The organism is Streptomyces sp. DSM 118878, from assembly GCF_052936595.1.
Map to the genome: position 1 here is coordinate 1,683,390 of NZ_CP193622.1, position 19,880 is coordinate 1,703,269.

Below are 19,880 nucleotides of genomic sequence, written 5' to 3' on the forward strand. Positions count from 1 at the left end.
GTGGTTCAGGCCGGCAGGGAGTCGAGCCAGTCGGTCAGGAGCCGGCTCACCTCGGCGGGCCGTTCCTGCTGCACCCAGTGGCCGCAGCCGTCGAGGATGTGCGCGCCGCTCAGCCCCGGCAGAGTGTCGGGGAACGCCTTGATCGCGTCCGCCAGCCAGGTCGTGGTGGCGTCGAGAGCGCCGCCGATGAACAGGCTCGGCACGGTGAGGGGCGCCCCCGCGAAGCGGGCCAGGTCCTCCCAGTCCCTGTCCATGTTCCGGTAGCGGTTGAGCGCCCCGGTCAGGCCGGTACGCTCGAACTCCCCCGCGTACACGTCGAGTTCGCCCTCACTGAGCCAGCCGGGCATGGCTCCGGCGGGGAAGCGGTCGCGCAGGGTGCCGCCGGGCGCGGTGAAGTGCGGGTCCGGGGCGCCGGGGGCGGGCATCGTGTCGGCGGAGAGCGCGGCGTAGAAGCCCGCGAGCCAGCCGCGGACGTCCGGCTCGATCTCGGCCTCGGCCCGGCCGGGCTCCTGGAAGTACGAGACGTAGAACTCGTCCCCTCCCTCACCGCCCATGCCCGCGAACACCTCGCTGGGGCGCGGGCCGCCGGGCGGCGTGTACGGGACGCTCATGAGGGCTGCCGCGCGAAAGACGTCCGGCCTGACCAGCGCGGAGTGGGCGGCGATGGTCGCGCCCCAGTCGTGCCCGACCACCACCGCGCTCTCCTCGCCGAGCGCGCGCACCACGGCGGCGTTGTCCTCGACGAGTTCGAGCATCCGGTACGCCGCCACGTCATCGGGCCGGCTGGAGCGCCCGTATCCGCGTACGTCGACGGCGACGGCCCGGTACCCCGCCGCGGCCAGGGCGGGCAACTGGTGCCGCCAGGAGTACCAGGACTCGGGGAAGCCGTGCACCAGCAGGACCAGCGGCCCCGAGCCCTGCTCCACCAGGTGGACGCGGCCCGCGGGCGAGGGGACGAGGCGGTGCGTGCGCTCGGCGGCGACAGCAGCGGCGGTCGGAGTCTGCGGCATGGGCCCTCCCGGGGGCGTTCGACGAACCGGTAGCGGTGGCGTGCACGACGATCATGCGGCGGGCGCGACGCCACGACCGACGTTTGTTGCCGACCCGGCAAACTCCACGGGGCCACGGGCTACGGGACTACGTGGCTACGGGTGCTACGGGGGCTGCGTTTCATTCCGACCGCAGGACGTCGGCCAGGACCCGCACATGTCCGTGCGGCAGGTCCTTGGTCGCCGTGAGCAGGGTCAGCCGGCCCGAGCGCGCGAGGCCGCGCAGGCGCTCCAGGTCGGCGGCGCGGCCGGCGTCGTCGAGCTCCTGCCGGTAGCGCTCGGCGAACGTGTCGAACTTGGCCGGGTCGTGGCCGTACCAGTGGCGCAGTTCGGTGGAGGGCGCCAGTTCCTTGTCCCAGCCCTGGAGTTCCGCGCGGTCCTTGGAGACTCCGCGCGGCCACAGCCGGTCGACGAGGACGCGGGAGCCGTCGTCCGGTTCCGCGGCGTCGTAGACCCGCTTGACCTGGATGTCGAGAGAGCGGCCCTTCGTCATGTCAGCGTTCTCCCCTCTGTCGCCATGTCGGCTCTGTCGCCATGGCGACATTCTCCGTCGGGCGGTGGGCTCGCGCGCGTCTGACCCGTTCGGGCCAGCAGCGCGGGCCCCGTTCCCCATGCCCTGGTGCAGTGAGGCCATGACCGGACGCATCGGCAGGATCGACCGGCGGTGGTTCGACCGGGTGGCGGCCGCGCGGCCGGCCGGCGCCGACCGGGTGCTGCCGCTGCTGAGCACCGCCGCGAACCGCGGACGGCTGTGGCTCGGCTCGGCCGCCGCACTGGCGCTCATCGGCGGTCCCGTGGCCGGGCGTGCCGCGCGCCGGGGCGTGGGCGCGCTGGCCCTGGCCTCGCTGACCACCAACGTGGTCGCCAAGTGCGCCGTGCGCCGCGGCCGCCCCGGGCCCGCCGCGGTGCCGCTGGTGCGGCGCCTGGCGAAGCCGCCGCGGACGTCGTCGTTCCCCTCGGGACACGCGGCATCGGCGGCCGCCTTCGCGACGGGGGTGGCCCTGGAGTCGTCGCGGTACGGCGCCGTGGTCGCGCCGGTCGCCGCGGCCGTGGCGTTCTCCCGCGTCTACGTGGGGGCCCACTACCCCGGGGACGTGCTCGCGGGCTGTGCGCTCGGCGCCGCCGCCGCCGCGGTGACCTGCTACTGGTGGCCGCCGCGCCCGAGACCCGAACGGGACGGGCGGACCCGCGTGACGGCGCCCGCACTGCCCGAGGGCGAGGGCCTGGTGATCGTCCTCAACTCGGGCTCGGGCAAGGGCGTGCCGGGCCGGCTGCCCGCCGGGCAGCATCTGGAACTGCTGCTGCCGAAGGCCGAGATCCTCGGCTGCGGCCCGGGCGACGACCTGGGCAGGACCCTGGACGAGGGGGTGGCGCTCGCCGCCGGGGCGGGCGGGGCGCTCGGCGTCTGCGGCGGTGACGGCACGGTCAACGCGGCCGCGCGCAGGGCCGTGGCGGCGGGGCTCGCGCTGGCGGTCTTTCCCGGGGGCACCCTGAACCACTTCGCCCTCGACGCGGGGACGGCCACGTTCGAGGACACCGCGCACGCCGTGGAGCGCGGCGAGGCCGTGCGGGTGGACCTGGCCACGGTCCACGACGGCGACGGCACGGTCGTCGCGGGCTTCGTGAACACCTTCAGCATCGGCCTCTACCCCGAACTGGTGCGCAGGCGCGAGAAGCTGGAGGGCCGCATCGGCAAGTGGCCCGCGGCGGCCGTGTCCCTCCTCGCCGTGCTGCGCGAGGCGACACCGCTGCGGGTCAGGCTCGACGGCCACGACCGCGTCCTGTGGCTGCTCTTCGCGGGCAACGGCCGCTACGTCCCGGACGGCCTCGCTCCTTCGCACCGGCCTCATCTGGACGACGGGCTCCTCGACATCCGCACGGTCGACGCCCGGGCGCCGCTGGCCCGTACGCGGCTCAGCCTCTCCTCCCTCGGCGGGGCGCTGCGGCGCTCGCGGGTCTTTCGCACCGAGCGCGTCGAGCGGCTGCGGATCAGCGGCCTTGAGGACGTCTCCGACCTCGCGTACGACGGCGAGACCGCGTCGGCGCCGGCCACCCTGCTGCTGGACAAGCGGCAGGGCGCGCTGACGGTCTACAGCCCCGCCGCCCCGCCGGACGAGATCACCCTGTTCGCCAGGACCGCCTCCCGGGCGGCAGCGGCGAGACGCCGTCCCCCGCCCGCCGGTCAACCCCAAAAGGACGCGCCCACCCGCGAGTGAAGCGGCTCGCGGTGGCGGGCCCCCGACCGGTAGGACGGGCGGGGTCAGCCGTCACCGCCGCAGGGAGCAGCGCACCGTTGAGCACCCGTGCAGTCCTTGTCGCCGCCCTCGTCACGGGCCTCGTCCTCGGCATCGTGGGGACCAGGGCGGACGCCGCCACACACCCTCGTACGACCGGTTCCCTCGCCGAGGCGGGCCGTTAGGCTGCGGCAGTGCCGCGCGGCACTTCCCCCCGCCCCGCGGCCACCAAGCCGCCGTCGACGGAAGCGAGTGAACCTTGAACTTCCTCACCATCGGTCATCGCGGGGTCATGGGTGTCGAACCCGAGAACACCCTTCGCTCCTTCATCGCCGCGCAAGCCGCGGGCCTGGATCTCATCGAGCTCGACCTGCACCTGAGCAAGGACGGAGCCCTCGTCGTCATGCACGACGCCGACGTGGCCCGTACGACCGACGGCAAGGGGCCGATCGCCGAGAAGACGCTCGCCGAACTGCGGGAGCTCGACGCGGGCCGCGGCGAGCGCGTGCCCGTCTTCGAAGATGTGCTCGACGCGGTGCGTGCGCCGCTCCAGGCCGAGATCAAGGACGTGGCCGCCGCGCGCGCCCTCGCGGAGGTCATGCACCGCCGCGATCTGGTCGCCCGGGTGGAGGTGATCTCCTTCCACGACGAGGCGATCGCCGAGATCGCGCGCCTGGTGCCCGGGGTGCGCACCGCGCTCGTCGCCAGCCGCTACGGCACCGACGTCGTGGAGCGCGCCACGGCCGTCGGCGCCACCACCCTCGTGCTCAACATCCGGCGCCTCACCCTGGAGATCGTCGAGCGCGCCAGGAAGGCCGACCTGCGGATCATCGGCTGGGTCGTGAACACCCAGGACGACCTGCGTCTGGTGCGCGCGCTCCAGCTCGACGGCGCGACCACCGACTACCCCGAGATCAAGCGCACGGGCCGCTTCACGGCCTAGCCCCGGCCTCGCCCATGTCCGGGACCAGATCCTTGACCAGCAGCTCGAACTCCAGGTCGGCGCGTTGCGGGATGCCGAAGCGCTCGTCGCCGTACGGGAAGGGCGTCATCTTTCCCGTACGGCGGTAGCCGCGCCGTTCGTACCAGGCGATGAGGTCGTCGCGTACGGAGATCACGGTCATGTGCATCTCGCGGGCGTCCCACTCCTCGCGGGCCACGCGCTCCGCCTCGGCGATGATGACCTTGCCCAGGCCCGCGCCCTGCTGGGCGGGGCTCACCGCGAACATGCCGAAGTAGGCGTGCTCGCCGCGGTGTTCGAGCTGGCAGCAGGCGATGAGCGCGCCGTCCCGCTCGACCGCCAGCAGACGGCTCCGGGGCGAGTCGATGACCTCGATGACGCCCTGGGGGTCGGTGCGCTGCCCCTCCAGGATGTCCGCCTCTGTGGTCCACCCGGCGCGGCTCGCGTCGCCGCGGTACGCCGACTCGATGAGCGTCACGAGGGCGTCGGCGTCGGCGGGTTCCGCGTCACGGAAGGTCAGTTCTCCGGTGCGCGGACGCGGGGCGGTGTCCATCGACTGTTCTCCGATCTCGGCGCGGCACGGTGCACCGCCGAGCCTAACGCGCGGCTAGGGTGCGGCCGCATGGTGCATGTACTGAGCAGTCGGACCCTCCTCCACCCCACCGATCCCGAGCGTTCGCGCGCGTTCTACGGCGAGGCGCTCGGTCTCGCCGTGTACCGCGAGTTCGGCACCGGCCCCGAGCGCGGCACGGTCTACTTCCTCGGCGGCGGCTTCCTGGAGCTCTCCGGGCGTTCCGGGGCGCCGTTCCCCGCCGGGCTGCGGCTCTGGCTCCAGGTCCCCGACGTCCACGCGGCGCACGCGGAGCTCGTGGAGCGCGGTGTCGAGGTGGTCCGGCCGCCGGTGAAGGAGCCGTGGGGGCTGATCGAGATGTGGATCGACGACCCCGACGGGCTCAGGATCGTCCTCGTCGAGGTCCCCCACGACCACCCGATCCGCTACCGCCCCGGGATCTGAGAGCCTGCGTCATGACGTCGTCGACGTGAGCCACGTCACACGACCAATCCATCCGGGATGCAGGGGTACACGGCCACAGGTACGGTCCAGAAGATCCATGACGACTCCTCGACGCCCCCCACGGCCCTGAAGACGATCTCCCACTCCCTTGGAGAGACATCACATGGCAGCTCCCCGGATCCTCATCGTCGGCGGCGGTTTCGCCGGCATGGAGTGCGCTCACAAGCTGGAGAAGACGCTCGCCCCTCACGAGGCCGAGCTGCGGCTGATCAGCCCCATGGATCATCAGCTCTACCTCCCTCTCCTCCCGCACGTCGCCGCCGGCGTGCTCACCCCGCAGTCGGTGGCGGTGCCGCTGCGCCGGATGCTGCGCCGCACGGTCATCGTGCCGGGCGGCGCCATCGGCATCGACCCGAAGACCAAGACGGTGTTCGTACGGAAGATCAACGGCGAGGAGGTCGTGGAGCGCTACGACCACCTGGTCCTGACGCCCGGCAGTGTCACGCGGCAGTTCGACATCCCCGGTGTCGACAGGTACGCGGTGGGCGTCAAGACGCTCGCCGAGGCCGCCTGGATCCGCGACCACGTCATCTCCCAGCTCGACCTGGCCGCGGCCAGCTCGTCCCGCGAGGAGCGCGCGCAGCGGCTCCAGTTCGTCGTGGTCGGCGGCGGTTACGCGGGCACCGAGACAGCCGCCTACCTCCAGCGCCTGACGTGCGCGGCGGTCAAGCGCTACCCGCGTCTGGACGTCTCCCAGATCAAGTGGCACCTGGTGGACATCGCGCCGAAGCTGATGCCCGAGCTGGGCGGGCCGCTCGGCGACAAGGCCATGGAGATCATGCGGCGCAGGGGCGTGAACGTCTCGCTCGGGGTGTCCGTGGCCAAGGTGACCGAGGACACCGTCACGCTCACCGACGACCGGGTCCTGCCGTGCCGCACGCTGATCTGGACCGCGGGGGTCGCGCCGAGCCCGCTGATCGCGACGCTCGGAGCCGACACCAACCGCGGCCGGCTCGTCGTCCGGCCCGACCTGACGGTGCCGGACCTGGACGGGGTCTACGCGCTCGGCGACGCGGCGGCCGTGCCCGACCTCGCCAAGGGCGGCGACGCGATCTGCCCGCCGACCGCGCAGCACGCCATGCGCCAGGGCTGGGCCGCCGCGAAGAACGTCGTCGCCGCACTGCGCGGCATCCCGCTCGCCGACTACCGGCACAAGGACATGGGCCTGGTCGTGGACCTCGGCGGCATCCAGGCGGTGTCGAAGCCGCTGGGCGTCCAGCTCTCCGGGCTGCCCGCGCAGATCGTGGCGCGCGGCTACCACCTGGGCGCGCTGCGCACCGTGACGGCCCGCTTCCGTACGGCCGCCAACTGGGGTCTCAACGCGCTCGCGGGCGACGACTACGTCCGCACCGGCTTCCAGGCGCAGCGCCCCGCCACGCTGAAGGACTTCGAGATGACGGACGCGTACCTGTCGCCGGAGGAGATCAAGGAGCGGGTGGCCGCGGCCTGACGCCCCGGGCGGCGGCCCCGGGCCCGGCGGATCAGCCCCGCCACACCCCGAGCCGCCCTTCGAGCCGCGCGAGCAGCTCGCCCATCAGTGCGCTCAGCCGCTCCTGGTCGGCGCCGTCGAGCACGGACAGCACGACCGTCTCGTAGGAGAGCTGCTCCGGCAGGATCGTGTCGACGAGGTCGCGCCCCTCGTCGGTGAGCCGGACGTGCGCGACCCGGCGGTCCCGCGCGTCGGCCCTGCGCTCGACGAGCTCACGCTCCTGGAGCTGCTTGAGCCGCTTGGTGACCGCGGCCCCCGAGGAGAACGTCTCGCGGGCCAGTTCGCCGGGCGTCAGCTCGTGCCCGGTGCGGCGCAACGCGCCGAGCAGGTCGAACTCCGCGCGCGTCAGGCCCGCGCGGCGCAGCGGGGCGTCCTCGGCCTGCTGGAGGAGGGCCGCGCAGCGGTTGATGCGGCCGATGACCTCCATCGGGGCGGTGTCGATGTCGGGACGCACCGCCCGCCACTGCCGCACCACCGCGGCCACGGTGTCGCCGCCGACCTGCGCCGCCGGGTCGTTCTCTGCTCTCATGCTGGTGCGCCCTCCCAGGCGTCGGGGGCCCCTTCGCCGACCCGCGCCGCCGGACCGTTCCCGCGGCTTCGCCATACTGTCGCCGCGAGCGTACGGTGTCCGGCGCGCTCGGCGGCGACCACCCGCTGTTCGGGCAGGGCGCGCTGCCACCACTCCCCCGCCGCGGCGTCGGCGGCGGCACGCAGTTCGACCAGGGCGGCGGTGAGCCGGCGCCGCGCGGGCTCGACCGGGCCCGTGCCCGCCGCGAGGCCCGCCTCGGCCTGCTCCCTGGCCCGCTCGGCGGTGGCGAGGGCGCGTTCGATGTGGTCGGTGGCGCGGCGGTTGGTGACGAGGACCGCGGCGGCGACGCCGAGCACGGCGCCGACGAGGGTGTCCACGACGCGGTCGAGGATCAGCTCGCCCGGCTGCTGGAACCGCGCGAACTCGGTGACCAGGAGCGCCATGGGCGTCACACAGACGCTGCCCATCCAGTAGTTCCGGCTGATCAGCGCCTCCGCGCCGAAGGCGAGCGCGAGGCAGCTCACGATGAGTTCCGCGTGGCCGAGGTGGGCGAAGGGCGCGATGGCGGCGAAGGCGAGCACCCCGATGAGGTTGCCGACCACGCGCTGCACGCCGCGGTTCCAGGTGAGGGTGACGTTCGCCTGGTAGAGGGAGGCGGCGGTGACCAGGGCCCAGTAGGGGCGGCCGATGCCGAGGGCGAGTGATCCGTAGCCGGCGAGCGCGCAGCCGACCGCGGTGCGCAGCGCGATGGGCAGCAGCGGGGAGCCGGGCCCGAGGCGGCGCCACAGCGGCACGGCGGGCCCCGCCAGTTCGGCCTCGACGCCGAGGAGTTCGTCCCGCTCACCGGGGCGCATGTCACCGGGGCGCGGCACGGCGCTCGTCCCGCGCAGCTTCGCGGCCCAGGTGCGCAGCGCTTCGGGGTCCGCGGCGGCGGGCGCGGCGAGGGCCTCCTCGGCGCGGACGACGAGGCTGCCCAGGGCGCGGCGGGCCTCGGCGGTGCGGCTGCCGGTGGCGAGCAGCGACTGCCAGGCGGCGTGCACGGCTCCCGCGGCGGCGGAGCGGGCCCGCTCGGCGGCGGGTCCTTCACCGTCGGCCCCGGCGGCGTCCGCGTACGCGGCGGCGGCGCGCAGGGCGCGGGCGGTGGCCCGGCGCTCGGGGCCGTGCGGGCGCACCAGTGCGGGCGCCATGCCGACCAGCCAGGCCACGGCGCCGCCGGCGAGGGTGAGCGCGAGGTGGGCGGGGACCTGGCCGAGGGTGCTGGGGGCGAAGAGCGTCGCCGAGCTGATGAAGGTGAAGATCAGGTGCCCCGGCGGTCCGATGCGGGTCGCGTCGCACAGCGTCTTCTGGAGGGCGGCGAGCACCGCGCCGACCGCGACGAGGACCACGGCGGAGCCGGTCAGCGAGGCGGTGACGAGGGCGACGGCCACGCCCGCCGCCATCCCGGCGACGACCCAGGCCAGGGCGCGCGCCCTGGCGGCGTACGGGAGGTGGTGGGTGTACAGGGCGCAGAACGACCCGGCCATCGTGAACATCACCAGGTCGAGCCGTCCGAGCGCCAGCAGCGTCAGATTGGGGATCGCGGTGGCGACGACGACGCTGCACGCCGGCTTGAACCAGATGTCGGACGGTTTGTTCGCGCGGAGCACCCCGGCGAGCGGCAGCCGCCGGACGCGGGCGGGACGGTGGGAGGGGTGCGGCGCGGTGGGCGAGGGCGGGGAGGACGGCGTACTACTGCTCATACCTAAAACCTTAGCAAGTGTTTTACTTGCAAAAGATCGCGCCAGGCGGCCGGCGCCCGAGCGGCTGAACCGGAGCCTCACCTCCCGTCTCACCTCCCGTGTGCTTCCCGTGCACCCCCCTGCGCCCGCATACGCCTGCACGGCCCTGGGCATCGACCCGACGACACCGTCGACCGGGGGAGGTGCGCGGTGCACGGACCGGCACAGGCCGCCTGGCTGCTCGTCGCGCTGTGCGCGGCGACCGGGGCCTACTGTCTGCTGCGGATGCGCAGCCGCATCGAGGAACAGCGCCGCACCGCGGGCGGTGAGGCGCTCATGGGCTTCGGCATGGCGGTGATGGCCGTGCCCGCGGCGGTGGTCGCCCTGCCGCGCTGGACCTGGCTCGTCAGCGCGGCGGTGTTCGGCGCCGCGTCGCTGCACGGCCTGTGGCACTCCGTGGCGGCGGCACGCAGGGACCCTCACCACGTCCACCACCTGATCGGCGCCTCGGCCATGGTCTACATGTCGGTGGCGATGATCACGACGCCGGGCGGGCACGCGGGCCACGGCAGCGCGGGCCTGCCCCTGCTGACCGGCGTCCTCCTGCTCTACTTCGCCGTGTACGTCCTGCGGTCCGGCGTACGGCTCGCCCCCGCCCGGGCGGTCGCGGCGGGGGAAGGCCCGGCCGGCGGGCCGCCGGTGCTCGGGTGGGGGGACAGGCCCGAGCTGGCGCTCGCGTGCCGGCTCTCGATGGGCATCGGCATGCTGGCGATGCTGCTCACACTCTGACCGATGCGGTCCTCTGGGCGATCATCGCGGCGAGCGCGGTGAGGCTGTCCAGCTGGCAGTCCGCCGCTTCGGCCACGGCAGGATCGTTTGCCCACAGGTGCCCCCAGGGACCCCGGCGGAGATGCGCGGTGCGGATGCCCGCCTGCCGGGCGGGGAAGACGTCGTGGGCCGGATGGTCACCCACGTAGAGCGTCTCGGCGGGGCCCGCCTGGGCGACTTCGAGCACCCGCGAGAAGAACGCGGGGTCCGGCTTCGCCACGCCCCACTCCCCCGAGGTGGCGACCACGTCGGCGGGCAGATCGAGGTCGCGCAGGAGTTCGGCGGCGCGCGCGGTCCCGTTGCCCGCGACGACGACGCGGATGCCGAGCTTGTGCAGGGCGCCGAGGGCCGGCCGCACGTCCGGATAGAGATCGGCCTCGCCGATGTGCTCGCCCCGGCCCGCGGCCTCGCGCGCACCCTCCGCCGACTCGACGTCCATGTCGGGACTGACGAGCTTGAGGGCGTCCCTGCCGTCCCTGCCCTGCGCGACTACGGCGCCGACGAGCACGGAGAGGGTATGGCTCGGGACCTTCAGCCAGTTGGCCCAGGAGGTCCAGTAGCGGTCGTCTTTGGTGAGGGTCTCCCCCACGTCGAACACAATGGTCTCGATCATCGTCCGGACACTACGGCGCCCCTCGGCCACCGGGACGCACGCCACTCGACGCTCCCGGCGGGCGACCCGATCGGGGAAACGGCGCTACTGCTTTCGGACGTCTGTCCGCCCCTTTCCGGCGCCGGCGCCCCATGTGTCCGCCGTGGCGTCCGTCACTTGCCGAGGAAAGCCATACCCTCCACGGGCCCCGCCCTCATAGGCTGACGCCATGATGGTCCCCGTCGCGCTGTTGCTGCTGGGCGCCCTGACCGCCGTCGTCGCACCGCGCATGCTCGCGCGGACCGACTGGCCGGAGCGCGAACCCGTGGTCGCGCTGTGGGCCTGGCAGTGCGTGATCGCCGCCGTCCTCCTGTGCTGCGCGCTCTCGATGGCCCTGAGCGCGGCCGCCGCGTGGCAGGCCGTGCGCGGCCACCTCTTCGCCCCCGCGCCGCACGCCGTGGTCGAGGCCTACGCCCTCCAGGCTCCCGGCCCCTGGGCCGCGGCCACCGCCGTGCTGCTCGCCTGCGGCGGGGTGTGGAGCGCCGCGATGCTGACCCGCGAGATCACCCTCGCGCGGCTCCGGCGCTCGGCGCGCCGCACCGAACTGCGCGACCGCGCCCCCCTGTTGCCCGGTGAGGAGCCGGGCGCGGATCGGCTCGTCGTCCTGGAGGGTGAGCGCCCCGACGCGTGGTGGCTGCCGGGCCAGGCCCCGCGACTGGTCGTCACGACGGCCGCCCTGCGCCGCCTGAAGGGCCGTCAGCTCGATGCCGTGCTCGCCCATGAGCAGGGCCACGCGCAGGCCCGTCACGACTGGCTGCTGCACTGCTCCGGCGCGCTGGCCGCCGGGTTCCCGCGGATGCGGGTGTTCGCGGCGTTCCGTGACGAGATGCACCGCCTGGTGGAGCTCGCGGCGGACGACGTGGCCTCGCGCCGCTTCGGCCGCCTGACCATCGCGCTCGCCCTGGTCGAACTGAACGAGGACCGCGGGGTGTTCGGCCCCTGCCCGACCCCGCAGGCCCATGTCCCGCAGCGCGTGCACCGGCTGCTCTCCGCCCGCCCGCGCCTCACCGCGGGGCACAGGCTCCGCCTGACGGCGACCGCGGCGCTCGTACCGGCGATCCCGGTCCTGATGACCTTCGGCCCCGGCCTGCGCGCCCTGAGCTAGGGTCTGCCGTCCCGGGGATGGCATGGGGCCCTCCTCGTCGGCAAGGATCACCGTATGCACTCCGCGCCGACCGACTCCCCGACCCACCCGCCCGGCCGCCGGGCCACGCTCATCGCCGCCGTGTCCGGCGTGCCCGCGCTCCTGCTGCTGCTCCTCGTGGAGCTGGAGTGGGGCCCGCTGCTCACCCTGGACGAGGACATCGCGCGGACGACGCATCGCTGGGCGGTGGCCGACCCCGACACCACGCAGGTCTTCCGCGTCCTGACGGACTGGGTGTGGGACCCGTGGACGATGCGCGCCCTGTGCGCGGTGGCGGTCATCTGGCTGGTGGCCCGCGGCACCCGGTGGCTCGCGCTCTGGCTGGCGAGCGCCTGCCTGCTGGCCTCAGCGGTGCAGCAGGGGCTGAAAGCGGCGCTCGACCGTCCGCGCCCGGTGTGGCCGGACCCGGTGGACTCCGCGCACTACGCGGCGTTCCCCTCGGGCCACGCCATGACCGCGGCCGTCGTCTGCGGCCTCCTCCTGTGGCTCCTGCGCCTGCACGGCGCGGGCCCCGCCCTGTGGCGCACGGCCCTCGCCCTGGCCGTGCTCTCCGTCGCCGGGGTGGGCCTGACCCGCGTCTGGCTGGGCGTCCACTGGCCCACGGACGTCATCGGCGGCTGGCTGCTCGGCGCCCTCGTGGTGGCCCTCACCGTCACGACGTACGCGTACGGGCCCGCGCGGCGGGAGGCGGCCGGTGCCCGGCCGACGCCCCGGGGGCGCTCTTGACCGCCCGTCGGCCGCTCCCCGAGGATCCCGCTCATGACGATCAGGGGCGTGCTCTTCGACTTCTCCGGGACCCTCTTCCGCGTCGAGTCCGCCGAGGACTGGCTGCGCGCCGGGCTCGACGGCCTCGGACTGCCGTGGGCCGAGGGCGAGTCGGCGCGGACCGCCGCGGCCCTTGAGCGGGCGGGCGCGCTGCCGGGCGGGGCCCACCCGGCCGAGGTGCCCGGTCACCTGGCCGCGCTGTGGGCGACGCGGGACCGCAGCGCCGAGCAGCACCGGGCCGCGTTCACGGCGCTCGCCCGCGAGGTGCCACTGCCCGACCCACGCCTGTACGACGCGCTCTACACCCGGCACATGAGCCCGCGGGCGTGGCGTCCGTACGGCGACGCGGGCGAGGTGCTCGCCGGGCTGCGCGAGCGGGGCGTCGGCGTCGCGGTGGTCAGCAACATCGGCTGGGACCTGCGGCCCGTCTTCCGCGCCCACGGCCTGGACCGCCACATCGACGCGTACGTCCTGTCGTACGAGCACGGCGTCCAGAAGCCCGACCCGCGCCTCTTCGCGGTGGCCTGCGACGCGCTGGGGGCCGATCCGCGCGAGGTGCTCATGGTCGGCGACGACCGGCGGGCCGACGGCGGGGCCGCGAGCCTGGGGTGCGCGGTGCACTTCGTGGCCCATCTGCCGGTGGCCGAGCGGCCCGACGCGCTGCGTGCGGTGCTCGGCCTCGTCGGCCACGACGCCCCCCGCACGGCCGTGAAACCGCCTGCGAGCAGGCAACACTCCCCCGCGGTGTTGCCTGCCCCAGACCCGTCCGGCCCCCGGGGGACAGAAGAAGGTCCCGTGGCCGGCCCGCGCTGAGTATATTGGCTCAGAGCCAGTCAACGCAGGAGTTACAGGATGTCCCCGCGGAGTCCGTCGGTCAATGAAGAGCTCCGCAGGCGTTCGCGGGAGCGGCTGTTGCAGGCGACGGTGGAGCTGGTGGCCGAGCGCGGGTACGAAGCCACGACGCTCGGCGACATCGCCGACCGCGCGGGCGCGGCCCGGGGCCTGGTGTCGTACTACTTCCCCGGCAAGCGCCGGCTCCTCCAGTCGGCCGTGCACCGCTTGATGCACCGCACGCTGGAGGCCGCCCTGGAGCGCGGGCCCGGCACGCCCGACGGCCGGGACCGCCTCGCCCGCGCGGTCGACGCGATCCTCGGCCTCGCCCGGGACGAACCGCTCCTCATGCGCACGCACATGGCAGGGATCCTCCAGGTGGAGGGCTTCGTGCAGTGCGCCGAGCAGCAGCGCCTCGCGGAGCTGCTCCGCGACACCGTCGAGCGGTACGGCTCGTGCGACGTCGACCGCGACTATCCCCTGCTGCGCGCCCTGCTGATGGGCGCGGTCTTCGCCCTGCTCATGCCGGGCGCCCCGATGCCGCTCGCGACACTGCGGGCCGAGCTCTTCCAGCGGTACGGCCTGGAGTGGGAGCTCGGTGTCCCGCCGGACGGGCCGCCGCCCGGCGGGACACCTTCTGTGCTGTCGTTCCGTCCTCAGCGGCCCGCGGGGCCTCAGTCGAAGTAGTCGGGCTGCGTCTGGACGTTGAGCTCGCCGAGACGGACGCGCTCCGCGGCCTTGACCCGCTTGTCGTTGATCTTCAGGACGTCGAGCCCCTTGGTGATGTCGTTCGAGTAGACCCAGCCGTTGTAGTAGTACGCCGACCACGAACCACCCAAGGTGATCTTGTCGGTGGTCTGCGGGCCGCGCTCGAAGTAGCCGATCTCCTTGGGCTTCGAGGAGTCCGTGAAGTCCCAGACGGAGACGCCGCCCTGGTACCAGGCCTGGACCATGAGGTCCTTGCCCTTGACGGGGATCAGGGAGCCGTTGTGCGCCACGCAGTTCTCCGTGGCCGCCTGGTGGCGCGGGATCTTGAAGTAGCTGCGGAAGACGAGCTTGCGCTTGTCACCCTTGCCCGTGATGTCGTAGATGCCGTTGGCGCCGCGCTTCGGCCCGGTGGCCTCGTCGCAGGTGGCGCCGGAGCCGCCGCCGAGCTCGTCGGTGAAGACGATCTTGTTGGCCTTCTGGTTGAAGGTCGCCGAGTGCCAGAACGCGAAGTTCTCGTTGTCCTGGACCTGGTCGATGATCTTCGGGTTCTCCGGGTCCTTGATGGAGAACAGCAGGCCGTCGCCCATGCAGGCGCCCGCCGCGAGGTCCTTGGAGGGCAGCACCGTGAGGTCGTGGCAGCCGGTGGTCTTGCTGACGCCCGGGTTGGTGGGCCCGCCCGGGTTGCCGCCGCCGTCGGGGCCCTCACCGGGGAAGAGCACGGGGAAGTTCACGACCGCGGCCTGCTGCGGGGCCTTGCGCGGCACCTTGATGACCGAGATCCCGTCGTGCGGCGGCTTGCAGTCGGGGAACGCCGCGTTCGGGGAGTACGAGGAGACGTACACGTAGACGTCGCGCTTCTTGGGCACCAGCGTGTGGGTGTGGGAGCCGCAGGCGGTCTCGACGGCCGAGACGTACCGGGGGTTCGCCTTGTCGCTGATGTCGAAGACCTTCATGCCCTCCCAGGAGGACTTCTCCGTCGCGGGCTGCGAGGTGCTGCTGCAGGAGTTGTCGCTGCGCGAGGAGTCGGTGGACAGGAAGAGCAGGTTCCCCGAGACGGAGACGTCGTTCTGCGAGCCCGGGCACAGGACCTGGGAGACCACCTTCGGGGCCTTCGGGTCGCTGATGTCGTAGACGCGGAAGCCGTCGTAGTTGCCCGCGAACGCGTAACGGCCCTGGAAGGCGATGTCCGTGTTCGTCCCGGGCAGCGCGTCCTTGGGGATGTTGGCCACGTGCTCGATGTTGGCCGAGTGGACGATCTCGCCCGGCCCCGGTATCTCGCCGCGCTCGATGGCCTTGCGCGCCGCGGCGGCGTCGCTCTTGGAGACACTCTTGGGGGCGGCTTCGGAGTCACCCGGGTCGGGTGTCGCTCCGGCAGGCGCCACGGTGAGCAGCGTGGCGAGGAGACCGGCCGCCACGGCACCGACTCCCAGGCGTCTGCGCCGGGTTCGGGAATTGTTCAACAGGGTCACTGCGTCCTCCCTTGTCGCCGTTCGCAGTCGAACGGTTCACGGACACCCGCAGTATCGTTCTCATCATGCTCAGATCAATAGAGGGAAACATGATCGTCATACGGTTTTTTGATCACGAGCACCCGTCGACGTGCTAGGACGGACCCAACTCGCCCGTATGTCACCGGAGGTCGCCGTGCTCCCCAACCGCCGTACGTACGCCCTCGCCGCGCTCGCGGCCGCCGCGGTCCTCACGCTGGGGGGCTGCGACTCCGCCCCAAAACCGGACACCCGGGGCAAGGCCTCGGCGGGACCGTCGGTGATAGCCCCCGGAAAGCCGGGCGAGCGCGCCGCCACGCTGTCGGCGGAGGAAGCGGCGGAGCGGCGGACCGACGACGACACACCCAACTCGGCCGACTTCACGTACACGCAGATGATGATCGAGCACCACGGCCAGGCGCTGACGATGACCGGGCTTGTCCCCAAGCGGGCCGAGTCGGCCAAGGTGAAGCGGCTCGCGGCCCGCATCGGCGCCGCCCAGAGACCGGAGATCGGCGCCATGGAGCGGTGGCTGAAGAGCCACGGCGGACCGCGCGAGCAGCACGGGCACGACCACGCGACGATGCCGGGGATGGCCAGTGAGACGCAGCTCAAGCAGTTGCGCGCCGCGAAGGGCGAGGCGTTCGACCAGCTCTTCCTGAAGCTGATGATCACGCATCACACGGGGGCCGTCACGATGGCCGCGGACGCGCTCTCCGAGGGAAACAACCTCCAGGTCGAGGAGATGGCGAACGACGTGATCGCCCAGCAGACGAGCGAGATCAGCCGGATGCGGGAGATGGACTGAACCCCGGGCCCGGCGAACGCATGCCGCGCCGCGCACGCTCCTGACAGGGCGCACCCCGGATGCGATCCTGAAACCGTCCCGGGGTCGCCTCGCGGAGGGAGCACCACAGTGCTGCACGTCGCCGTCGTCGGATCGGGTCCCAGCGGGGTGTACGCCGCGCAGTCGCTCGTCCAGCAGGACCAGGTGCCGGACGTGCGGGTCGATGTGCTCGACCGGTTGCCCTGCCCGTACGGCCTGGTGCGGTACGGGGTCGCGCCCGACCACGAGAAGATCAAGTCCCTCCAGAACAACCTGCGCGCGGTGCTCGAACACGAGCGCGTCCGGTTCCTGGGCGGCATCGAGATCGGCCCTGACACCCTGCCGCCGGCCCGGCTCCTGAGCCTCTACCACGCGGTGGTGTACTGCGTCGGCGCGGCGGCGGACCGCAGGCTGGGGGTGCCGGGCGAGGAGCTGCCGGGCAGTCACTCCGCGACGGAGTTCGTCTCCTGGTACAGCGCGCATCCGGACGCTCTGCCGGAGGGGTTCGCCCCGGACGGCTTCGTGCGGGGCGTGGAGTCCGCCCTCGTCATCGGCGTGGGGAACGTCGCGGTGGACGTCGCCCGCATCCTCGCCCGCGGCGTCGCCGAGCTGCTGCCCACCGACATGCCGGACGCGGCCCTCGGCGTCCTCGCGGACAGCCGGGTCCGCGAGGTGCACATGGTGGGCCGGCGCGGGCCCTCGCAGGCCCGGTTCACCACCAAGGAGCTGCGGGAGCTCGGCTCGCTGCCGGATGCCGAGGTCGTCGTGGACCCGGCGGAGCTGGCGCTCGACCCCGCGTACGCCGACCCCTCGGGTCTCCCCGCGGCGAGCCGTCGCAACGTCGAGGTGCTGCGCGGCTGGGCGGAGCGCCCCGCGAGCGGCCTCGCGAGCGGCCCCGCGCGGCGGATCAGGCTGCGTTTCTTCCTGCGTCCACTCGCTCTGACGGCGGGGGCCGATGGCCGGGTCGCCGGGGCGCGGTTCGAGCGCACGCTGCCGGACGGCCGGGGCGGGGTCACGGGGTCGGGGCGGTACGAGGACATCCCGGCCCAGCTCGTCCTGCGCTCGGTGGGCTATCGCGGAGTGCCGCTCGAAGGGCTGCCGTTCGACCCGGAGCGGGGCACGGTGCCGCACGCGGCCGGGCGGGTGCTGCGCGAGGGGGTGCCGTCGGCCGGTGAGTACGTCGCGGGGTGGATCAAGCGCGGGCCCACCGGCGTCATCGGGACCAACCGTCCCTGCGCCAAGGAGACGGTCCAGTCCCTCCTGGACGACGCCCCGGACCTCGTACGCAGGGAGCTGCCGGGAGATCCGCCGGCGGGGCTGCGCGCGGCGGGACTGCGGCCGGTCCAGTGGCCGGGGTGGCTGGCCATCGAGCGCGCCGAGGCCGAGCTGGGGCGTTCGCTCGGCAGGGGCGTGGTGAAGATCCCGGACTGGGAGGGCCTGCGCGGGGCGGCGGAGCGGGCCACGCCCGGCTGAGGCGGGGCCCGCGACGGGCGCGGGTCAGCTTTGGGCGGCGGGCTGCCGCTCGGCCTGGCGCTCGGCGTGGCGCTCGGCCTGGCGGGACGCCGCCGCGAGGACCGTGTCCAGGAGGCCGGGGAAGAGCGCGTCCAGGTCGTCGCGGCGCAGCACGCTCAGCTTGGCGGTGCCGCGGTAGATCTGCCGGATCACTCCGCTCTCGCGCAGCACCCGGAAGTGGTGCGTGCTCGTCGACTTGCTGACGGGCAGCGCGAAGTAGGAGCAGGAGAGCTCCGCGCCCTGCTCGCGCGCCAGGTCCCGGACCACCCGCATCCGCATGGGGTCGGCGAGGGCGTGCAGCACGCCTTCGAGCGTGATCTCCCCGGTTTCGGGGTGGGCGAGCGTCCTGCTCGCGGCGGTCGTCATAACGGCTCCCCTTCGTCCGGTACTCCCTTGCGGTACTCCCTTGCGGCATTGTACGAGAACCTTCGTAGTTTGACATCCACCGTACTACGAGGTCTATCGTACGAGCAGCACACCAGCCGTGACGAATGGAGGCCGCCGTGAGCGCGCTGTTCGAGCCTTACACCCTGCGATCCCTGACCATCCCCAACCGCGTGTGGATGCCTCCGATGTGCCAGTACTCGGCGCTGCCGGAGGGCCCGGAGGCGGGCGCGCCCCAGGACTGGCACTTCGCGCACTACGCGGCGCGGGCCACGGGAGGCACGGGCCTGATCATCGTCGAGTCCACCGCCGTCAGCCCCGAGGGCCGCATCAGCCCCTACGACCTCGGCATCTGGAACGACACGCAGGTCGCCGCCTTCCGCCGGATCACCGACTTCCTCAAGGGCCAGAACACGGTCCCGGGCATCCAGCTCGGGCACGCCGGACGCAAGGCCTCCACCGACCGCCCCTGGGTCGGCGGCGCCCCGGTGGGCCCGGACGCGTACGGCTGGCAGGCCGTCGCCCCCAGCCCGGTCGCCTTCGACGAGCACCACCCGGTGCCGACGGAGCTCGGCGTCGAGGAGATCCGCGAGATCGTGGCGCAGTTCGCCGACGCGGCCCGCCGCTCGCTGGACGCCGGCTTCGAGATCGCCGAGCTGCACGGCGCGCACGGCTACCTCATCGGCGAGTTCCTCTCCCCGCACAGCAACAAGCGCACCGACGAGTACGGCGGCTCCTACGAGAACCGCACCCGCTTCGCCCTTGAGGTCGTCGACGCCGTGCGCGCCGTGTGGCCCGAGGACAAGCCGCTGTTCTTCCGCATCTCCGCCACCGACTGGCTGGAGGAGGCGGGCTGGACCGCGGACGACACCGTCCGCTTCGCCGCGGAGCTCAAGGCGCACGGCGTCGACCTGCTCGACGTCTCCACGGGCGGCAACGCCGCGGGCGTGCGCATCCCCGTCGGGCCCGGCTACCAGGTCCCCTTCGCCGCCCGCGTCAAGGCAGAGACGGAGCTCGCCGTCGCCGCGGTCGGTCTGATCACCGAGGTGGCACAGGCCGAGAAGATCCTCGCCAACGGCGAGGCCGACGCCGTCCTGCTCGGCCGCGAGCTGCTCCGCGACCCGTCGTGGGCGCGTCGCGCGGCACGCGAACTCGGCGCCGAGGTCAACGTGCCCGACCAGTACCACCGTTCGGTCTGACCCCGCCGACCCGCGGGCTACTCCGGAATCGCCGCGAGCGTGAAGGAGTGGCCCGCCGGGTCGGAGTAGGTGCGCGAGTCCCGGGGCCCGTGGTTGTTCTTGGTGTCCACGGGACGCGCACCGAGGCCGATCACCTCGCGCTCCGCCTCGTCCATGTCCTGCCGGGCGACCATGATGCGCAGGTGCGCCTGCTGCGAGTCCTCGGGGCGGGGCCAGCTCGGCGGGATGTAGTCCCGCTCGCGGTGGACGGCGATGCAGACTCCGTTGTCGCCGGTGACCTCCACGTATTCGGGGTCCTTGCTCAGCCGCACCTCCGCACCGAGCAGTCCGGCGTAGAACTCGGCGAGCGCCTCGGGCTCCGAACAGTCCAATACCAGCACGGTGTTCTTCTGTACGGTCATTCCCTCCGGATGTCCCCGCGGACCCCGGCCAAACCGCGCACCGGCCGATCAGGCCGGAGTTTCCGTCCGTAGGGCAGGGGCACCCGCC

21 protein-coding genes and 1 pseudogene are annotated in these 19,880 nt (G+C 73.4%); 13 read left to right on the plus strand and 9 right to left on the minus strand.

Annotated elements, in window-relative coordinates; genetic code table 11:
* Nucleotides 1-5: 5 nt before the first annotated feature.
* Nucleotides 6-1,010 (minus strand): alpha/beta fold hydrolase, encoded by a 1,005-nt coding sequence (locus ACRAKF_RS07020; protein WP_447036033.1) that lies wholly within the window; start codon nucleotides 1,008-1,010, stop codon nucleotides 6-8.
* Nucleotides 1,011-1,170: 160 nt separating this feature from the next.
* Nucleotides 1,171-1,542: a DUF488 domain-containing protein gene (locus ACRAKF_RS07025; RefSeq protein WP_447036034.1), complete on the minus strand. Its 372-nt coding sequence runs from the start codon at nucleotides 1,540-1,542 to the stop codon at nucleotides 1,171-1,173.
* A gap of 139 nt (nucleotides 1,543-1,681) precedes the next feature.
* On the opposite strand from ACRAKF_RS07025, the gene ACRAKF_RS07030 reads away from it, so the two are divergent.
* The 3 genes from ACRAKF_RS07030 to ACRAKF_RS07040 all read left to right on the plus strand — a co-directional run bounded on the left by ACRAKF_RS07030 (nucleotide 1,682) and on the right by ACRAKF_RS07040 (nucleotide 4,226).
* A complete protein-coding gene (locus ACRAKF_RS07030) occupies nucleotides 1,682-3,265 on the plus strand; it encodes a phosphatase PAP2 family protein (RefSeq protein WP_447036035.1) in 1,584 nt (527 codons plus the stop codon).
* 77 nt (nucleotides 3,266-3,342) lie between these two features.
* Complete coding sequence (locus ACRAKF_RS07035) at nucleotides 3,343-3,468, plus strand: hypothetical protein (RefSeq protein WP_447036036.1); 126 nt, start codon at nucleotides 3,343-3,345, stop codon at nucleotides 3,466-3,468.
* A gap of 74 nt (nucleotides 3,469-3,542) precedes the next feature.
* The gene (locus ACRAKF_RS07040; RefSeq protein WP_447036037.1) at nucleotides 3,543-4,226 is read left to right on the plus strand and encodes a glycerophosphodiester phosphodiesterase; all 684 of its coding nucleotides are present in this window, start codon (nucleotides 3,543-3,545) and stop codon (nucleotides 4,224-4,226) included.
* Here ACRAKF_RS07040 and ACRAKF_RS07045 read toward each other — a convergent pair.
* Nucleotides 4,216-4,797, minus strand: a complete 582-nt coding sequence (locus ACRAKF_RS07045) for a GNAT family N-acetyltransferase (protein WP_447036038.1) — start codon at nucleotides 4,795-4,797, stop codon at nucleotides 4,216-4,218. The two genes, ACRAKF_RS07040 and ACRAKF_RS07045, sit on opposite strands and share 11 nt — an antisense overlap.
* 69 nt (nucleotides 4,798-4,866) lie before the next feature.
* On the opposite strand from ACRAKF_RS07045, the gene ACRAKF_RS07050 reads away from it, so the two are divergent.
* Entirely contained in the window at nucleotides 4,867-5,259 is a 393-nt protein-coding gene (locus ACRAKF_RS07050; RefSeq protein WP_447036039.1) for a VOC family protein, read from the plus strand.
* Between the two features lie 163 nt (nucleotides 5,260-5,422).
* Nucleotides 5,423-6,769, plus strand: a complete 1,347-nt coding sequence (locus ACRAKF_RS07055; protein WP_447036040.1) for an NAD(P)/FAD-dependent oxidoreductase — start codon at nucleotides 5,423-5,425, stop codon at nucleotides 6,767-6,769.
* A 31-nt stretch (nucleotides 6,770-6,800) separates the two neighbouring features.
* Here the strand turns inward: ACRAKF_RS07055 and ACRAKF_RS07060 are convergent, their stop codons facing one another.
* Both ACRAKF_RS07060 and ACRAKF_RS07065 read right to left on the minus strand, forming a co-directional pair.
* Nucleotides 6,801-7,337 (minus strand): MarR family winged helix-turn-helix transcriptional regulator, encoded by a 537-nt coding sequence (locus tag ACRAKF_RS07060; protein WP_447036041.1) that lies wholly within the window; start codon nucleotides 7,335-7,337, stop codon nucleotides 6,801-6,803.
* Nucleotides 7,334-9,076 (minus strand): FUSC family protein, encoded by a 1,743-nt coding sequence (locus ACRAKF_RS07065; protein WP_447036042.1) that lies wholly within the window; start codon nucleotides 9,074-9,076, stop codon nucleotides 7,334-7,336. Before ACRAKF_RS07065 ends, ACRAKF_RS07060 begins: the two co-directional genes overlap by 4 nt.
* A gap of 189 nt (nucleotides 9,077-9,265) precedes the next feature.
* Here ACRAKF_RS07065 and ACRAKF_RS07070 point away from each other — a divergent pair, with 189 nt between their 5' ends.
* Nucleotides 9,266-9,844 (plus strand): DUF5134 domain-containing protein, encoded by a 579-nt coding sequence (locus ACRAKF_RS07070; protein ID WP_447036043.1) that lies wholly within the window; start codon nucleotides 9,266-9,268, stop codon nucleotides 9,842-9,844.
* On the opposite strand, the gene ACRAKF_RS07075 is transcribed toward ACRAKF_RS07070, so the two are convergent.
* Entirely contained in the window at nucleotides 9,834-10,496 is a 663-nt protein-coding gene (locus ACRAKF_RS07075) for an HAD family hydrolase (protein ID WP_447036045.1), read from the minus strand. The genes ACRAKF_RS07070 and ACRAKF_RS07075 overlap by 11 nt on opposite strands.
* 208 nt (nucleotides 10,497-10,704) lie before the next feature.
* Here ACRAKF_RS07075 and ACRAKF_RS07080 point away from each other — a divergent pair, with 208 nt between their 5' ends.
* The 4 genes and pseudogenes from ACRAKF_RS07080 to ACRAKF_RS07095 all read left to right on the plus strand — a co-directional run bounded on the left by ACRAKF_RS07080 (nucleotide 10,705) and on the right by ACRAKF_RS07095 (nucleotide 13,962).
* Nucleotides 10,705-11,640 (plus strand): M56 family metallopeptidase, encoded by a 936-nt coding sequence (locus ACRAKF_RS07080; protein ID WP_447036046.1) that lies wholly within the window; start codon nucleotides 10,705-10,707, stop codon nucleotides 11,638-11,640.
* 54 nt (nucleotides 11,641-11,694) lie between these two features.
* Nucleotides 11,695-12,405, plus strand: a complete 711-nt coding sequence (locus ACRAKF_RS07085; protein ID WP_447036047.1) for a phosphatase PAP2 family protein — start codon at nucleotides 11,695-11,697, stop codon at nucleotides 12,403-12,405.
* 33 nt (nucleotides 12,406-12,438) lie between these two features.
* Nucleotides 12,439-13,131, plus strand: a pseudogene (locus ACRAKF_RS07090) (HAD family hydrolase); the annotation flags it as partial.
* A 165-nt stretch (nucleotides 13,132-13,296) separates the two neighbouring features.
* Entirely contained in the window at nucleotides 13,297-13,962 is a 666-nt protein-coding gene (locus ACRAKF_RS07095; RefSeq protein ID WP_447036048.1) for a TetR/AcrR family transcriptional regulator, read from the plus strand.
* On the opposite strand, the gene ACRAKF_RS07100 is transcribed toward ACRAKF_RS07095, so the two are convergent.
* The gene (locus ACRAKF_RS07100) at nucleotides 13,950-15,452 is read right to left on the minus strand and encodes an LVIVD repeat-containing protein (protein WP_447036049.1); all 1,503 of its coding nucleotides are present in this window, start codon (nucleotides 15,450-15,452) and stop codon (nucleotides 13,950-13,952) included. The genes ACRAKF_RS07095 and ACRAKF_RS07100 overlap by 13 nt on opposite strands.
* 157 nt (nucleotides 15,453-15,609) lie before the next feature.
* On the opposite strand from ACRAKF_RS07100, the gene ACRAKF_RS07105 reads away from it, so the two are divergent.
* Together ACRAKF_RS07105 and ACRAKF_RS07110 are read left to right on the plus strand one after the other, a co-directional pair.
* The gene (locus ACRAKF_RS07105; protein WP_447036050.1) at nucleotides 15,610-16,278 is read left to right on the plus strand and encodes a DUF305 domain-containing protein; all 669 of its coding nucleotides are present in this window, start codon (nucleotides 15,610-15,612) and stop codon (nucleotides 16,276-16,278) included.
* A 108-nt stretch (nucleotides 16,279-16,386) separates the two neighbouring features.
* Entirely contained in the window at nucleotides 16,387-17,769 is a 1,383-nt protein-coding gene (locus ACRAKF_RS07110; RefSeq protein WP_447036052.1) for an FAD-dependent oxidoreductase, read from the plus strand.
* A gap of 24 nt (nucleotides 17,770-17,793) precedes the next feature.
* Here ACRAKF_RS07110 and ACRAKF_RS07115 read toward each other — a convergent pair whose 3' ends face one another.
* Nucleotides 17,794-18,174 carry an ArsR/SmtB family transcription factor gene (locus tag ACRAKF_RS07115; protein ID WP_447036053.1) on the minus strand — a complete coding sequence of 127 codons (381 nt, stop codon included), beginning with the start codon at nucleotides 18,172-18,174 and terminating at the stop codon, nucleotides 17,794-17,796.
* A 137-nt stretch (nucleotides 18,175-18,311) separates the two neighbouring features.
* Between ACRAKF_RS07115 and ACRAKF_RS07120 the strand changes: the two genes are divergently transcribed.
* The gene (locus ACRAKF_RS07120; protein ID WP_447036054.1) at nucleotides 18,312-19,391 is read left to right on the plus strand and encodes an NADH:flavin oxidoreductase/NADH oxidase; all 1,080 of its coding nucleotides are present in this window, start codon (nucleotides 18,312-18,314) and stop codon (nucleotides 19,389-19,391) included.
* Nucleotides 19,392-19,408: 17 nt separating this feature from the next.
* On the opposite strand, the gene ACRAKF_RS07125 is transcribed toward ACRAKF_RS07120, so the two are convergent.
* Nucleotides 19,409-19,792, minus strand: a complete 384-nt coding sequence (locus ACRAKF_RS07125) for a VOC family protein (protein WP_447036055.1) — start codon at nucleotides 19,790-19,792, stop codon at nucleotides 19,409-19,411.
* Nucleotides 19,793-19,880 lie beyond the last annotated feature (88 nt).

Coding starts and splice junctions, on each gene's coding strand:
- ACRAKF_RS07020 (WP_447036033.1), bottom strand. CDS start 1,010: ATGCCGCAGACTCCGACCGCCGCTGCTGTCGCCGCCGAGCGCACGCAC.
- ACRAKF_RS07025 (WP_447036034.1), bottom strand. CDS start 1,542: ATGACGAAGGGCCGCTCTCTCGACATCCAGGTCAAGCGGGTCTACGAC.
- ACRAKF_RS07030 (WP_447036035.1), top strand. CDS start 1,682: ATGACCGGACGCATCGGCAGGATCGACCGGCGGTGGTTCGACCGGGTG.
- ACRAKF_RS07045 (WP_447036038.1), bottom strand. CDS start 4,797: ATGGACACCGCCCCGCGTCCGCGCACCGGAGAACTGACCTTCCGTGAC.
- ACRAKF_RS07050 (WP_447036039.1), top strand. CDS start 4,867: ATGGTGCATGTACTGAGCAGTCGGACCCTCCTCCACCCCACCGATCCC.
- ACRAKF_RS07055 (WP_447036040.1), top strand. CDS start 5,423: ATGGCAGCTCCCCGGATCCTCATCGTCGGCGGCGGTTTCGCCGGCATG.
- ACRAKF_RS07060 (WP_447036041.1), bottom strand. CDS start 7,337: ATGAGAGCAGAGAACGACCCGGCGGCGCAGGTCGGCGGCGACACCGTG.
- ACRAKF_RS07065 (WP_447036042.1), bottom strand. CDS start 9,076: ATGAGCAGTAGTACGCCGTCCTCCCCGCCCTCGCCCACCGCGCCGCAC.
- ACRAKF_RS07075 (WP_447036045.1), bottom strand. CDS start 10,496: ATGATCGAGACCATTGTGTTCGACGTGGGGGAGACCCTCACCAAAGAC.
- ACRAKF_RS07080 (WP_447036046.1), top strand. CDS start 10,705: ATGATGGTCCCCGTCGCGCTGTTGCTGCTGGGCGCCCTGACCGCCGTC.
- ACRAKF_RS07085 (WP_447036047.1), top strand. CDS start 11,695: ATGCACTCCGCGCCGACCGACTCCCCGACCCACCCGCCCGGCCGCCGG.
- ACRAKF_RS07095 (WP_447036048.1), top strand. CDS start 13,297: ATGTCCCCGCGGAGTCCGTCGGTCAATGAAGAGCTCCGCAGGCGTTCG.
- ACRAKF_RS07105 (WP_447036050.1), top strand. CDS start 15,610: ATGTCACCGGAGGTCGCCGTGCTCCCCAACCGCCGTACGTACGCCCTC.
- ACRAKF_RS07115 (WP_447036053.1), bottom strand. CDS start 18,174: ATGACGACCGCCGCGAGCAGGACGCTCGCCCACCCCGAAACCGGGGAG.
- ACRAKF_RS07125 (WP_447036055.1), bottom strand. CDS start 19,792: ATGACCGTACAGAAGAACACCGTGCTGGTATTGGACTGTTCGGAGCCC.